Below are 13157 nucleotides of genomic sequence, written 5' to 3'. Positions count from 1 at the left end.
TCCCGGAAAGAGGAGCGTTTCATGTTCTATGACCAATTGCCGCGACGCTCTGCCTTCTCTGATCTAGCAGATCCAGCGCGCTATACCCCGTTGCCAAAAGACTGGGTTGTGGGGACCTCTGACATCATCGGATCAACCGACGCGATTGCCGCTGGCAAGTACAAGGTGGTGAACATGGTTGGGGCTGCCGTGATCTCGGCTCAGATCAACGCGGCGGGGGGGCGTGCTTTTCCATACGTTTTTGGCGGCGATGGGGCCGCCTTTGCCCATCCGCCGGAGTTTGAGGACGAAGCGGCGGCGGCGCTGGCCGCTGTGCAGGTCTGGGCGCGTGAAGAGTTTGACATGGGCCTCCGCGTTGGGCTGTTTCCCGTGTCCGAGATACGGACGGCAGGGCGCGAGGTGGCGGTGGCCCGGTATCGCGCGTCTGAGGACGTGGACTATGCGATGTTTGCGGGTGGTGGGGTAAGCTGGGCCGAGAACCGGATGAAAGACGGGGTAGAAACCGTCGCCGCCGCAGCCCCCGGCACGCAGCCAAACCTTGAGGGGTTGAGCTGCCGCTGGAACCACATGCAGGCCCGCAACGGCACTATCTTGTCGCTGCTGGTGCAGCCGGGTGAGGGCGTGGATGCCGACGCCTTTGGCGCGGTGGCGCAATCGGTGTTGGACCTTGTGCGGCACCTGGAACGGGGCGGGCACCCGGCGCCGGCCGAGGGGCCGGGGTTCGGTTGGCCACCACCCGGCGCGATGCTTGAGGCCCATGCAAGCCGTGGGAGCGGATCACTGGCCAAGCGCAAGCGGCAGATCATGATCGAGACAGCGCTGGCCTGGGTATTTTTGACGACGCGGATCAAGCTGGGCGGGTTCGATCCGGCGCACTATCAGCGGGTCGTGGGGGCCAATGCCGATTTCCGCAAGTTCGACGACGGGCTGAAGATGACAATTGATTGTGACGCCGAGACCGTGGCCCGGCTGCGCGCCGTTCTGGATGAGGCGCGCGGGCGTGGCATCGTGCATTACGGCATGCACATGCAGGACGAGGCGATGATGACATGCATCGTGCCGTCCATCATGGACGACAGCCATGTGCACTTCATCGACGGGGCTGCGGGGGGCTATACTCAGGCCGCCATGGGGATCAAGGATGGTGCATCCCCGTAGGACGGATTTGATCCGCCCTCATTTGGCGGGCGGCATCCACTGCTTGGCCAGGTCCCGCAACGCGCCCGCGAGCAGTTGCAGGTCAACGCCCGTGGCGACAAAGCGGGCGCCCGCGTCGATCATGTCCTGCGTCATGTCCGATTGGGTCGACAGCACGCCGGGGGCCTTGCCCGCCGCCTCGATTCGCTGGAACGCGCCCTTGATCGTCGCTTGGACTTCGGGGTGTTTGATCTGCCCCATAAAGCCCATGTCGGCTGACAAATCCGCGGGGCCGATGAACACGCCGTCAATGCCGTCGACAGCGAGGATTTCGTCAAGAGCCGCAATACCCGCCCGATTTTCAACTTGGATCAGCAGACAAATCTGATCGTCAGCGGTGGTGCCATAGTCAGTGATCTCGCCAAAACGGCTGCACCGCGCGCCGGAATAGCCGACGCCGCGCCCGCCGGTGGGCGGGTATCGGACGTCATGCACCAGTTGCCGCGCCTGTTCGGCGCTTTCGACCATGGGCACCAGCACAGTTTGCGCACCTGCATCCATCACCTGTTTGATGATCCATGTCTCTCCACTGGGGACGCGGACGGCGGCGTGGCTGTCAGAGGCAGCAAGCGCCATCAACTGCATCCGCATACGGCTGATATCATAGGGCGTGTGTTCGCCGTCGATCAGCAGCCAGTCGAACCCGGCAGTGCCCGCGATTTCGGTGGGCAACACGTCGCCCAGAGACAGCCAGCAGCCAATGACGGTTTCGCCGTTTTTCAGGGCGGCCTTGAACGGGTTATGGGGGGCGGGCATGAGGCGTCTCCTTTTGGTGTTGGCGCACCCTAGACCTGTCGTGGCACCCGTGGCTACTGGTGAAATGAGGCGCATGCGCGCCACCCGATGTTTTGCATCTGCCTCCGGCAGTTGCGTTTTTGCGCTCCGCGCGGGAGTATTTTTCAAGAGAAGAGAATCAGAGGACTTTGATCACGTCTTTTTCCACTGCCAGCATATAGCCCCGTCTGGCGATGTTCTTGACCAGTAATTCGCTGACGATCTGGTTGCCCAATGTGTCACGCAGCCGTTTGATCCGGGTGGCACCCGCCGCCTCGTCGCAATCAGCGGAATTGCGGCCTGAAATCACCCCTTCGATTTCCGAGCCTGACAGCACATCGTCATCCATCCGGGCCTCGGCAAGAACCGACATGGTTTCCATCGCCGCATCCGTCAGTTTGAAACCGAGGTTGTTGAGGTAGACGGTGTTTTCCTCGCGGCTGATCAGAAGCGAATTAACCTGGATGCCGACTCGTTCGATTTGGGCCATGCGCCGGTTGAAGCCGACCAGAAGGATAAGGAAGACCAGTGCCGCGCTCATCATACCGGTGGCAAAGACCAGCAGCACATAGATGACCAGCCTGTAGCTTGCCAGCGTATCCGAAAAGGCGGTGCCGGATTGGGCGAGGATTTCGAGCAGCTTGATTTCCGCCTGACTTGTCAGATCGGCGTTCTCAATGAACATCCGTTCGACACGGGCGTCAAAAGCCCCACTGTCGGGGAGTGTCAAAAAGAGCAAGAGTGCCGCGCCCAGAAGCAGGATCAGGATACCCGCGATCCCCACGACCACCAGCCGCCCGCCCGTGCGCCGCATCTCAGAAGCGGAGGTAGTATTGTCCTGCACTGTCTTTCCTTTGATCAAGCCCGTCTGGGCCAAAAACGGACATCACCTGGAGCAGAGTCCAGCCTTGCGCGGACAGTCGGCCCTGCAGCTCTGATCGGGCTGCTCCGCTTGAGCAGTCACCGGAGAGTTGCGCCACACCGTAATGCAGCCGCAGCGGATTGTCCTGTTTTGCCTTGTAGTCGGCAAAGCATTGCGCGGTCGCACCGCCCGCGAGGGCCAGCGTGAGCACGAAAGAAAGGGCGATCTGTTTCATGACCCCAGACTGGGCTGGAACGGCGGGATATTCAATAACATCAGAGGTCTGAGCACGATGTTATTGGATAACAGGGGGCCGTTATTGCCTGTCTGAGGGGGGGTGGCCCAGTTTTGGATCAAGGACCAAACGCATTGGCCCATAAACTTTAAACTTAACGAACCCGAGAAGGACTGCCCCCATGCCCCACATCATCTCCCGCCAATTCATTGCAGCGGTTGCCGCCGCCGCCATTGCCATCACCGGTTTCAGTGCGGCCCCCGCCCGCGCCGGCGATGATGACCTGGGCAAGGCGCTCGCTGCCCTCGCGGGCCTGGCGGTGCTGGGCGTCGTGATCAAGAACTCACGGGATGACAAGAAGGCCAAGCATGGAAGTGACCTGCGCGACTATCCCCGCGATGACCGTGGTACACATGGTGTCCACAAACGCGTGCATCCGCGCCCTTTGCCCCCGCGCGTCGGTCATAAGCTTTTGCCGCAGCGGTGTTTGCGCAGTGTGCAAGGCCGGGATGGTCGCTTGCGTGTCTTTGGCGAGCGCTGCCTGGAGCGTCACTACAACCATGTGCACCGTCTGCCCGAACGCTGCAGCACCCGGTTTCGGACAGAACGCGGGCTCCGCTATGGCTACCGCGCCCGCTGCCTGAGCCGCCACGGTTTCCAATTGGCCCGTCACTAAGAACGGGTCTGTGACCCGCGCCCATGTTCCCGGGCGCGGATCAAACTGAAGAGGGCGGTGTTCGGGCACCGCCCTCTTTTTCCGTTCCGGGTCATGGGGATTTGCGCTTGGGTTGCGAACGTGCTTTGCCTCCGGTGGGGTTTTTTCGAACAGAGAAGGGGACCGGCGTGCCTGACTATTCCTATGAGGCGCGGATTGACGGTTGTGTGGCCGGTGTGGACGAGGTGGGCCGTGGCCCCCTGGCCGGGCCGGTGACGGCGGCGGCTGTTGTCTTGGACGCTGCGTGCATTCCGGCGGGACTGGACGATTCCAAAAAGCTGACGGCGCGCAAACGCGATGCCCTTTGGGCAGAATTGATCGCTTGCGCTGATGTCAGTGTGGCCCATGCGTCGGTGGCCGAGATTGACGAGATCAACATTCTGCGCGCCTCGCATCTGGCGATGGAGCGAGCGGTGGCAGGGCTGCGTTCGTCGCCGGATCACCTGTTGATTGACGGCAACATGATCCCGCGCGGCCTGACCCTGCCGGCGACGACTTTGGTCAAGGGAGACGGCCGATCGCTGTCCATTGCGGCGGCCTCAATTGTGGCCAAAATATGTCGCGATCGGATCATGGTGGATTTGGCGCAACAGCATCCCGGCTATGGCTGGCACACCAACATGGGATACGGATCAAAAAGCCACATGGCAGCGCTTCGAAATCTGGGTGTGACCCCACACCATAGACGTTCGTTCAAACCCGTCCACAATATGTTGTGACAAGAAAATTTCTTAACTCACTGATTCAAAAAAGAAATTGACCGCGAATCAGCTACGTTCCATCTTGAAGCCAACCAACGAGCACAAAATGTGCCGGGGACAGAGGCAGACGATGACGAAACATGTAAAGGGCGCTGAGGCGCTTCCCTTGAACCAGATTATTGCGGGTGACTGCATTGACGTGATGAACAGCCTGCCTGCTGGCAGCGTTGATCTTATCTTTGCCGATCCGCCTTATAACTTGCAGTTGAAGGGTGATTTGCATCGCCCGGACAACAGCAAGGTGGATGCGGTTGATGACCACTGGGATCAATTCAATTCCTTTCGTGCTTACGACGAATTTACCACGGCTTGGTTGAAGGCCGCCCGCCGGTTGCTCAAGCCCAATGGCGCGATCTGGGTCATCGGCAGCTACCACAACATTTTCCGTGTTGGCTCGTCGCTTCAGAACGAAGGGTTCTGGATTCTGAACGACGTTGTGTGGCGCAAGTCCAACCCGATGCCGAATTTCCGCGGCAAGCGGTTCACCAACGCGCACGAGACGATGATCTGGGCGGGCAAGTCCGAAGCCAGCAAATACACGTTCAACTATGAGGCGCTGAAGGCCCTGAACGAGGGTATTCAGATGCGCTCGGATTGGGTCCTGCCGATCTGTACAGGTCACGAGCGGCTGAAGGATGATCAGGGCGACAAGGCCCATCCGACCCAAAAACCAGAAAGCCTATTGCACCGTGTGCTGGTCGGGTCGACCAATCCTGGCGACGTGGTCCTGGATCCGTTCTTTGGTACAGGCACAACAGGTGCTGTGGCCAAAATGCTGGGGCGCGAGTTTATCGGGATCGAGCGTGAAGCCGCCTATCGCAAGGTCGCTGAGGCCCGCATCGCCAATGTACGCAAGTTTGACCGCGAGGCGCTGACCGTTTCCGCCTCCAAACGTGCTGAGCCGCGTGTGCCTTTTGGGCAGTTGGTCGAGCGCGGTATGCTGCGACCTGGCGAAGAGTTGTATTCGATGAACAAACGCCACAAGGCCAAGGTGCGCGCTGATGGCACCTTGATCGGTGACGATATCAAAGGCTCGATCCACCAGGTGGGTGCCCATCTGGAAGGCGCGCCCAGTTGCAATGGCTGGACCTATTGGTGCTTTAAACGCGAGGGCAAGGTTGTGCCCATCGACGTTCTGCGCCAGCAGATTCGTGCCGAAATGCACAGCTGAATGAAACTTTACGTTTCTAGTGTGTCGATTTTCCCTGCCTCTTGCGCTCAGCGCTCGAACTGGAAAACCGTCGCTTGGATATGATGAAAACGTAAAGTTCCGAGAACACCGCCTGGTGCCTGCGGCCCTACCCAAGGCTTAACCGCACGCACCGCACCTTTGCCCCGCCTTTTTGGCGGGGCTTTTTTGTTAATGCGCGTTACATTGGTCTGGAGAATGGCAAAGGGCCCGTGATCCATGGTTGATATCAGCACCTCAGTTTTGTCTTCTGGCCGCGCCCAAACGGATGCCGAGGCCCCGCAAAACAAGTATGTCCAAGAGGCTCTGGCCCGTCACAAACGCGAGGGGATGGACCTGGCCGTCAAGGCGCGGGTTGGCGCGTTGTCAGCGACCGCCTTGTTCCTGATCTACCTGAACCCAAACTGGGACGTGAGCTGGTATCTATTCTTGTTGTTCTGCCTTGTGCTGGTCGGTCTGTTGCAGCGCCGTGTCGGGCAGGTCGGACAATCGCGGGCCGAGTTGGGGTTGCTGTTTGCCGACTTGCTGTTGATGACCGTTGCGCTTTTGGTGCCCAATCCGCTTCAGAACAATCTGGTGCCAACGGCGTTGATCTATCAGTTTGACGTGTTCCAGTATTTCTATGTCATCCTGGCTGCGGGCGTGTTGAGCTATTCCTGGCGTACCATCGTTGCCATCGGGAATTGGACGTCCGCTCTTTGGTTGTTGGGGGCCACCTGCGTGTGGTGGTTCGGTTGGCAAGACCCGCGCGTCACCGCAGGGGCCGAAATGATGTTTCCTGACATTCCCGATCTTGGCGTGCAGATGAACCCGAACCTGGTGCATTGGGATTTGCGTATTCAGGAGGTGTTCGTCTTTGTCATTGTGGCGGTGATCCTGGCCATGACCGTGCGGCGTTATCAGGCGTTGATCCTCGACAGTGCCGAAATGGCCCGCGAGCGGACCAACCTGGCCCGCTATTTCAGCCCGACAATGGTTGAAGAGTTATCAACCAAAGACGAACCTTTGGGCCAGATCCGCAGCCATGACGCCGCCGTTCTTTTTGTCGATATCGTGGGGTTTACGACCTATGCCGATGGCCGCCCGCCCCAGGAGGTGATCGAGACCCTGCGCGCCTTTCACGCGCGGATGGAAAGTGAGGTGTTCGCCCATGGCGGGACCCTCGACAAGTACCTCGGTGATGGGCTGATGGCGACCTTTGGAACGCCACTTCCCTTGCAGGATGATGCGGCCCGCGCCCTATCCTGTGTCACGGCGATGGTGGACCGGATGGCAGCGCTGAACATGGACCGCAAGGCGGATGGGCTGCCCGCAATTGATGCCCGCTTTGGCCTGCATTTCGGCACTGTGGTTCTGGGCGATATCGGGGCCAACCGTTTGGAATTTGCAGTGCTGGGGGACACGGTCAATGTGGCCAGTCGGCTTGAGGCGATGACACGCGCGCTGGACGTGCAGGCCATCGTCAGCGATGCGGTGGTGGCCGCCGCCGGAGCGGCAAGCGGTTTTCGCCGCGCACCCGACCAACAGGTGCGCGGCGTGGCAGAGCCGTTGCCAGTCTGGGTGCTGGACTAGGTGATCGTCAGTGTGGCGGGGTCGTGATCGGCGTCAGAGACATAGCTGTGGCGCCACGCGTTATGGCGGGTCAGCTTGAGAGACTGCACTTCGAACCTCTGGCCGTCGAACAACTGCCCCGTGCTGTCCCGAATACCGCGACCGGGGCGCAGGGCGTGCATCCACGCCTCAAACCGGGCGATGTGATCGGGTTTGGACATGCCGTTTGGCACCTGGATGCAAAAACTTTTTGGTCCGCCGCTGACCAGCACGGCGTGCAGATACACAGGCCTAAGGTTGTCTTCATCCAGGTCGGGCCCGTGTTGTTGATCGGGGGGCAATAATTCCAACTGTCCATTCACGCCACGCACCACCCTGTAGGGCGCCCAGCCTTCGTCGATGACATAGGTGGTGCCGTTGGCGGCGGCGCGGGCAATGGCGGCGGGGGCGTTGCCATGAAACCGCTTGGGAAAAATCGTTTGGGTCAGATCGTATCGCGTGAAATCAAACGGAACAACCGACGCGGGCGGCGGCAGATCCAACAGCACATCCTCATCCCCGGGGTCCATAAAACGGATACGATGCCCTTCTGAGGATTTGTCGAAATAGACGTGCGGCTCCATGTACTGGACGCCGTTTTCCGAGCCGGACATCGTTTTGATCACGGTGCCATCGGGCTCGCGAATCTCGAAATCATAATCGCGGCCTTCCATCTTTTCGCGAAAGACCGCGCGCCCGCTGGTGATGTCGAGGTCTTTTTGGACCATGCCAGAGAGGTTTTGTTCTGGCACGTATGGGCGGTCGGTTGGCTTGTCGCGCGGGCCCGCAAACCAGTCCGGGTCAAAGTCATCCCCATTGATCACCTGGTGGTCTTCCGGATTGCTCCCGAAGATTTTGAGAGCTTCGATTACTTCAAAGGCCTGACCATCCAGCACCCGCCGCTCCCACGGCCGTGCGCCATCCTTGATCCCGATGTCACAGATCAAGCCACCGGTTTGCAGTTTGTGAATAATACGCTCGATATGGACGCGGTCGGGGGTGTCGAACACCATCCCAAAACCCTGGTACCGCAGGCCGCTGTGCAGGCGCCGCATCTGGGTTGCCGAGACGGTTTTGACGGCTAACACAATCCGGTCGTCGCGTTGCAGAGCCTGATCAAGCGCAGTTCTGAGCGTCTCGTCGATCATCGGGGCAACGGGTTGGCGGCTTTGTTGTAAAGCGCCCAATCGGTGATTTCAGGGTAATACATGCCGCGCCATTTGCGGACCCTGGGGTTCATCACCTTGCGCCAGATGGGCGGGATCATCGCCGCAATCGTCATCACCGGATAGCCATAAGGCAGTTGCGGTGCGTCTGCTTCGGTATAGTTTTGCAGCACGGGAAAGCGCCGGTCGGGTTTGTAGTGGTGATCGGAATGCCGTTGCAGATTGATCAACAACCAGTTCGACGCCTTGTGGGCCGCGTTCCACGAATGCTGTGGCTTCACATGTTCATATTTACCGTCACCCAGATGTTTGCGCGTCAGGCCGTAATGTTCGATATAATTTACCAACTCAAGCTGCCAGACCGCGACGCCCGCCTGCATGAGGAAGAGCCCAACACCGACCCAGCCGCCCAGGGCAAAGGCCAGCAGCACAAAGATCAGTTGAAGCGTCCAGTATTTCCAGAATGGGTTGGACAGGTCGGTGACGGGTAGGTCCTTGCGCGCCAGCATCGCCTTTTCCGCGTTCCAGGCCGAGTGAAAGCATTGTTTGAGAACACGAGGGTAAAACCGGTAAAAGCTTTCGCCCATGCGCGCCGTCACGGGGTCGCGCGGCGTGGCCACATAGCGGTGATGCACCAGCAGGTGTTCGGACCGGAAATGCGAATAAAGCACCATGGCCAGAAGAGCATCGGCCAGCCAGCGTTCAAGCTTGTTCTTTTGGTGCATCAGCTCGTGGCTATAGTTGATCCCGACCGTGCCGGTGATCACGCCAATGCCAAAGAAGACGGCGATTTTTTCGAACGTGTTCAGGTGCTCGGCCGGGGCCACGTACCAGATCAGGCTAAAGAGCATCAGAAGCTGCACCGGCACCCAGGCGGTTGTGATGGCGCGGTACCAAAACAAGTCATCTTCGGTGGTTTCAAGGTCCGCATTGTCGGTGTTCAGCCCGACCGCCAGATCAAGCACCGAAAACATGTACCAGGTAATCACGGGCAACAGCAGTACGGTCCAGCCGCCATACAAAGCGCTGATCCACGCCAAGGGGACCAGCAGGAAGGACATCCAGAACGGCAGAGCGTTTTGGAACTTGGCGACAGTGTCGGGGGGAAGGGTCATGCCTCGTGATCCTTTGAGTTGCGCGCAGGTAAAGATCATACGCCCACTGCGCCTGATGCCAAGTGTAACGCGGCGCTTGGCGGTCAGCTTTGCGCCAGATCGTAGGCTTTGCGCATCACTGTGGGCAGGTCAGAGGGGCGGAATTGGGCGCGGGGCAGGAAAGTGCCGGTCGTCGGTTCGGCGCCCAAAGGCACTTGCGCGACCATCACGTCCAACATCAGGTGGAAATGGGTGAACGTATGACGCACCTCACCGTCCAGCTTTGTCCAATTCGCTGAAAGGGGCGGGTTTTGTGGACGTGGGCCATCAGCGGCGATCCAGTCAGACCCGGGCCAGCCCAGCATACCGCCCAAAAGCCCCTTGTCGGGACGTGTTTCCAGCAAGATGGCCCCATCGCCGCGCGTGGCGATATAGACGGTGCCGTGACGGATGGGCTTGGCCGCTTTGGGTGTTTTTTTAGGTAGTTCCGGGGCAGTGCCGTTGACGCGGGCCACACAAGGATCGCGCCAAGGACAAATGCCGCAAGCGGGGGATTTGGGCGTGCAGATCGTGGCGCCCAGGTCCATCACTGCCTGGGCGTAATCGCCCGGGCGTTTGGCGGGCGTCAGGGCATCCGCCATCTCGGTCAGGATTGGCTTGGCCGATGGCAATGGCGTGTGTTCGTCATGCATTCGGGCCATCACACGTTCCACATTGCCGTCGACAACCGTGTGGCGCAGGTCAAAGGCAATGGAGGCGATGGCGGCAGCGGTATAGGGTCCGATGCCCGGAAGTTTCAGCAAGGCGGCGTGATCGGCAGGGAATTGCCCGCCATGATCCTCCACGACTGCGCGGGCACATTTGAGCAAATTGCGCGCACGGGCATAATATCCAAGGCCCGCCCATTCGCCCATGACATCGGCATCCTCGGCGGCCGCCAGATCCGCGACAGTGGGCCAGCGGGCGATAAAGCGTTGAAAATATGCGGTAACGGCGGCAACTGTGGTCTGTTGCAACATGATCTCGGACATCCAGACGGCGTAAGCGTCGGGGCGCTGGCCCGCCAGCTTGTCCGCAGGTGCCACCCGCCAGGGCATGGACCGCGCATGCACATCATACCAGTCAAGCAACTCGGCGCTGAGGTCACGCAAGATTTATGTTCCTTTCAGGCATCTGATCTGGGTTCGGGCGCGCGCATCCGCTATGATCACGCTTGAGTGAAGGAGAACATAGCCATGGCCACGCGCCGCGCCAGTACAAAAGGGTTCAAACGGACGGCATCGCTGCTGACCGGGCGGATTCGCAAGGCGAGCGAAAGCCGGGGCTTTGCCCAAAGCCGGTTGCTGACCGATTGGGCCGAAGTGGTGGGGGCAGACATCGCCGCCATCGCAAGGCCGGTTGAGGTCAGCTATGGCCGGGGCGGCATGGGGGCGACGCTGACATTGCTGACCACGGGCGCGCAGGCGCCAATGCTTGAGATGCAAAAGGAACAGCTGCGCACAAAGGTCAACGGGGTCTACGGATTTAATGCCATTGCCCGCATCCGGATCACACAGACCGCCTCAACCGGATTTTCCGACGGGCGGGTGGCTTTTGATCACAAACCGAAAGAGAGCGGGCCAAAGACACCGGACGCCGCAATGCACCGTGCCGCGTCGACCGTCGTGGCCCCGGTCGCTGACGACACATTGCGCGAGGCCCTTGAACGGCTGGGCGCGAATATTCTGACAAAAGAAAAACAAGGAACACGCACATGAACCGCATTCTCGCCGTGGTGGCTGTTGCCATCGGGGTCGCAGGCTACTTCTGGTACAGCTCTGCCCCATCGAATCCTCTCGACAATCCTCAGGCGACTGCCCTTCTCGGGGCTGCCAGCGCACAAGAGGCCGGAGCCGATATTGACACGTCCTCCGTCATCGAAATGTCGATTGGCAACCCCGACGCACCTGTGACGGTCATCGAATACGCCAGCTATACCTGCCCGCACTGCGGGCGGTTTCACGAAGGGCCGTTCAAGCAGCTCAAGGCCGATTACATTGACACGGGCCTGATCAATTTTGTCTACCGCGAGGTCTATTTTGACCGCTTTGGCCTCTGGGCCTCCGCCATCGCCCGTTGTGCGGGCCCTGAAAAATTCTTTGGAATCACCGATCTGCTTTATGCTGGCCAGTCCACATGGACTCGTGCCGGTGGCGGTGACCCTTCGGCGATTGTTGACGAGCTACGCAAGATTGGTCGTTTGGCAGGTCTGGGCAATGATGCGATTGAAGCTTGCCTGCAAGATGGCGACAACCTGCGTACTCTGGTGGCCTGGTATCAGGAAAACGCGGCTGAGGACGGGATCACCTCGACCCCCAGCTTTGTCATAGATGGCCGGACCTATAACAACATGTCCTATGAAGAGATGCGTGGCCTGATCGACGACGCCAGCAGCTGATGACATCTGCACCCCATGGCCCGCTCGCGGGTTTGCGCGTCGTCGAGTTGGCGCGCGTGCTGGCGGGCCCCTGGGCCGGCCAGACCCTGGCCGACCTTGGGGCTGAGGTGATCAAAGTCGAGGCCCCGCGCGGCGACGATACGCGCCAGTGGGGCCCACCCTTTGTGGCGCGGGACGATGATGTCTCTGCCGCCTATTTTCATTCCACGAACCGGGGCAAATCGTCGGTCGTGATTGATTTCAAGACCGAGGCTGGTCAGGCAGACCTGCGCGACCTGATCGGCACGGCAGATATTCTGATCGAGAACTTCAAGGTTGGAGGCTTGGCCAAATATGGCCTGGATTACGCAAGCCTGTCGCCTGATTTCCCCACGCTGATCTATTGCTCTATCACCGGTTTTGGCCAGACGGGCCCATATGCGCCGCGCGCAGGCTATGATTTCATCATTCAGGGCATGTCGGGCCTGATGTCGATCACCGGCGAACCGGGCGGGCAGCCGCAGAAATCTGGGGTGGCGATTACCGACCTTTTTACCGGCGTTTACGCGACCACGGCGATTTTAGCAGCTGTGCATCAGCGGGCACAGACTGGCCTGGGACAGCATATCGATATGGCTTTGCTGGATGTCGCGGTGGCCATGACCTCGAACCAGGCGATGAACTACCTGACCAGCGGTGTGGCCCCTGGCATGATGGGCAACGCGCATATGAATCTGACGCCGTATCAGGTGTTCGACTGTGCCGACGGGCACATCATCATCGCGACCGGCAATGACGGCCAATATCAACGTCTGTGCCATTTGCTGGGGTTGGACGAGATGGTTGAGGCACCGGAATTCTTGCGCAATTCGAACCGGATCGCCAATCGGGACGAAATGACCCGGCGCCTGACCGCCGCGACACTTTTGCGGACGCGTGCGGACCTGTTGGCGGCCTGCGAGGATGCGGGCGTACCTGCGGGGCCCATCAATAACATGGCGGATGTGATGGCTGACCCGCAAGTGCGGGCCCGAGGCCTTCAAATCGAGGCGGGTGGTGTTCCGGGCATTCGCACGCCGATCCTGTTTTCGGATGCGGAACTGTCCTTGGGCCGTCCGTCACCAAAACTGGGTGAGGGTGACGCCTGAGGCTTCTGTA

The 13157-nt window shown here is 59.9% G+C and carries 14 protein-coding genes; 8 read left to right on the top strand and 6 right to left on the bottom strand.

Going from position 1 to position 13157, the window contains the following annotated elements:
- The first annotated feature begins 21 nt into the window (after positions 1 to 21).
- Positions 22 to 1158, top strand: a complete 1137-nt coding sequence (locus Q1A44_RS01615; protein WP_299618595.1) for a DUF3095 domain-containing protein — start codon at positions 22 to 24, stop codon at positions 1156 to 1158.
- 18 nt (positions 1159 to 1176) lie between these two features.
- Here Q1A44_RS01615 and Q1A44_RS01610 read toward each other — a convergent pair whose 3' ends face one another.
- The 3 genes from Q1A44_RS01610 to Q1A44_RS01600 form a co-directional block, all read right to left on the bottom strand.
- Positions 1177 to 1953, bottom strand: coding sequence for an HpcH/HpaI aldolase/citrate lyase family protein (locus Q1A44_RS01610; RefSeq protein WP_299618592.1), 777 nt, complete (start codon positions 1951 to 1953; stop codon positions 1177 to 1179).
- A gap of 157 nt (positions 1954 to 2110) precedes the next feature.
- Positions 2111 to 2815 (bottom strand): hypothetical protein, encoded by a 705-nt coding sequence (locus Q1A44_RS01605; RefSeq protein WP_299618589.1) that lies wholly within the window; start codon positions 2813 to 2815, stop codon positions 2111 to 2113.
- A complete protein-coding gene (locus tag Q1A44_RS01600) occupies positions 2787 to 3068 on the bottom strand; it encodes a hypothetical protein (protein ID WP_299618586.1) in 282 nt (93 codons plus the stop codon). The genes Q1A44_RS01605 and Q1A44_RS01600 overlap by 29 nt, the downstream gene beginning before the upstream one ends.
- 181 nt (positions 3069 to 3249) lie before the next feature.
- On the opposite strand from Q1A44_RS01600, the gene Q1A44_RS01595 reads away from it, so the two are divergent.
- The 4 genes from Q1A44_RS01595 (at position 3250) to Q1A44_RS01580 (ending at position 7305) form a co-directional block, all read left to right on the top strand.
- Positions 3250 to 3744: a hypothetical protein gene (locus Q1A44_RS01595; RefSeq protein WP_299618583.1), complete on the top strand. Its 495-nt coding sequence runs from the start codon at positions 3250 to 3252 to the stop codon at positions 3742 to 3744.
- Positions 3745 to 3911: 167 nt separating this feature from the next.
- A complete protein-coding gene (locus Q1A44_RS01590; protein WP_299618580.1) occupies positions 3912 to 4502 on the top strand; it encodes a ribonuclease HII in 591 nt (196 codons plus the stop codon).
- A gap of 112 nt (positions 4503 to 4614) precedes the next feature.
- Positions 4615 to 5715: a site-specific DNA-methyltransferase gene (locus Q1A44_RS01585; protein WP_299618576.1), complete on the top strand. Its 1101-nt coding sequence runs from the start codon at positions 4615 to 4617 to the stop codon at positions 5713 to 5715.
- Between the two features lie 237 nt (positions 5716 to 5952).
- Positions 5953 to 7305, top strand: coding sequence for an adenylate/guanylate cyclase domain-containing protein (locus tag Q1A44_RS01580; protein ID WP_299618573.1), 1353 nt, complete (start codon positions 5953 to 5955; stop codon positions 7303 to 7305).
- On the opposite strand, the gene Q1A44_RS01575 is transcribed toward Q1A44_RS01580, so the two are convergent.
- The 3 genes from Q1A44_RS01575 to mutY all read right to left on the bottom strand — a co-directional run bounded on the left by Q1A44_RS01575 (position 7302) and on the right by mutY (position 10734).
- Complete coding sequence (locus tag Q1A44_RS01575; RefSeq protein ID WP_299618570.1) at positions 7302 to 8471, bottom strand: hypothetical protein; 1170 nt, start codon at positions 8469 to 8471, stop codon at positions 7302 to 7304. The genes Q1A44_RS01580 and Q1A44_RS01575 overlap by 4 nt on opposite strands.
- Positions 8468 to 9604 carry an alkane 1-monooxygenase gene (locus Q1A44_RS01570; protein WP_299618567.1) on the bottom strand — a complete coding sequence of 379 codons (1137 nt, stop codon included), beginning with the start codon at positions 9602 to 9604 and terminating at the stop codon, positions 8468 to 8470. Before Q1A44_RS01570 ends, Q1A44_RS01575 begins: the two co-directional genes overlap by 4 nt.
- A gap of 83 nt (positions 9605 to 9687) precedes the next feature.
- A complete protein-coding gene (gene mutY / locus Q1A44_RS01565; protein WP_299618564.1) occupies positions 9688 to 10734 on the bottom strand; it encodes an A/G-specific adenine glycosylase in 1047 nt (348 codons plus the stop codon).
- Positions 10735 to 10818: 84 nt separating this feature from the next.
- Between mutY and Q1A44_RS01560 the strand changes: the two genes are divergently transcribed.
- The 3 genes from Q1A44_RS01560 to Q1A44_RS01550 are packed head-to-tail and all read left to right on the top strand — an operon-like array spanning position 10819 to position 13147.
- The gene (locus Q1A44_RS01560) at positions 10819 to 11340 is read left to right on the top strand and encodes a DciA family protein (protein ID WP_299618561.1); all 522 of its coding nucleotides are present in this window, start codon (positions 10819 to 10821) and stop codon (positions 11338 to 11340) included.
- On the top strand, positions 11337 to 12020 hold the full coding sequence (locus Q1A44_RS01555; RefSeq protein WP_299618558.1) for a DsbA family protein: 684 nt from the start codon (positions 11337 to 11339) through the stop codon (positions 12018 to 12020). Before Q1A44_RS01560 ends, Q1A44_RS01555 begins: the two co-directional genes overlap by 4 nt.
- Positions 12020 to 13147, top strand: a complete 1128-nt coding sequence (locus Q1A44_RS01550; protein ID WP_299618554.1) for a CaiB/BaiF CoA-transferase family protein — start codon at positions 12020 to 12022, stop codon at positions 13145 to 13147. The genes Q1A44_RS01555 and Q1A44_RS01550 overlap by 1 nt, the downstream gene beginning before the upstream one ends.
- Positions 13148 to 13157 lie beyond the last annotated feature (10 nt).

The organism is uncultured Tateyamaria sp. (assembly GCF_947503705.1).
Lineage (GTDB): Bacteria > Pseudomonadota > Alphaproteobacteria > Rhodobacterales > Rhodobacteraceae > Tateyamaria.
The sequence above is the reverse complement of the archived record's forward strand: the minus strand, read 5'-3'. Positions and strand labels throughout refer to the sequence as shown.

What these genes read in the sequence shown, in the direction of transcription:
- Q1A44_RS01615 (WP_299618595.1), top strand. Translation starts at nt 22, where the DNA reads ATGTTCTATGACCAATTGCCGCGACGCTCTGCCTTCTCTGATCTAGCA.
- Q1A44_RS01610 (WP_299618592.1), bottom strand. Translation starts at nt 1,953, where the DNA reads ATGCCCGCCCCCCATAACCCGTTCAAGGCCGCCCTGAAAAACGGCGAA.
- Q1A44_RS01600 (WP_299618586.1), bottom strand. Translation starts at nt 3,068, where the DNA reads ATGAAACAGATCGCCCTTTCTTTCGTGCTCACGCTGGCCCTCGCGGGC.
- Q1A44_RS01595 (WP_299618583.1), top strand. Translation starts at nt 3,250, where the DNA reads ATGCCCCACATCATCTCCCGCCAATTCATTGCAGCGGTTGCCGCCGCC.
- Q1A44_RS01585 (WP_299618576.1), top strand. Translation starts at nt 4,615, where the DNA reads ATGACGAAACATGTAAAGGGCGCTGAGGCGCTTCCCTTGAACCAGATT.
- Q1A44_RS01580 (WP_299618573.1), top strand. Translation starts at nt 5,953, where the DNA reads ATGGTTGATATCAGCACCTCAGTTTTGTCTTCTGGCCGCGCCCAAACG.
- Q1A44_RS01575 (WP_299618570.1), bottom strand. Translation starts at nt 8,471, where the DNA reads ATGATCGACGAGACGCTCAGAACTGCGCTTGATCAGGCTCTGCAACGC.
- Q1A44_RS01570 (WP_299618567.1), bottom strand. Translation starts at nt 9,604, where the DNA reads ATGACCCTTCCCCCCGACACTGTCGCCAAGTTCCAAAACGCTCTGCCG.
- Q1A44_RS01560 (WP_299618561.1), top strand. Translation starts at nt 10,819, where the DNA reads ATGGCCACGCGCCGCGCCAGTACAAAAGGGTTCAAACGGACGGCATCG.
- Q1A44_RS01555 (WP_299618558.1), top strand. Translation starts at nt 11,337, where the DNA reads ATGAACCGCATTCTCGCCGTGGTGGCTGTTGCCATCGGGGTCGCAGGC.
- Q1A44_RS01550 (WP_299618554.1), top strand. Translation starts at nt 12,020, where the DNA reads ATGACATCTGCACCCCATGGCCCGCTCGCGGGTTTGCGCGTCGTCGAG.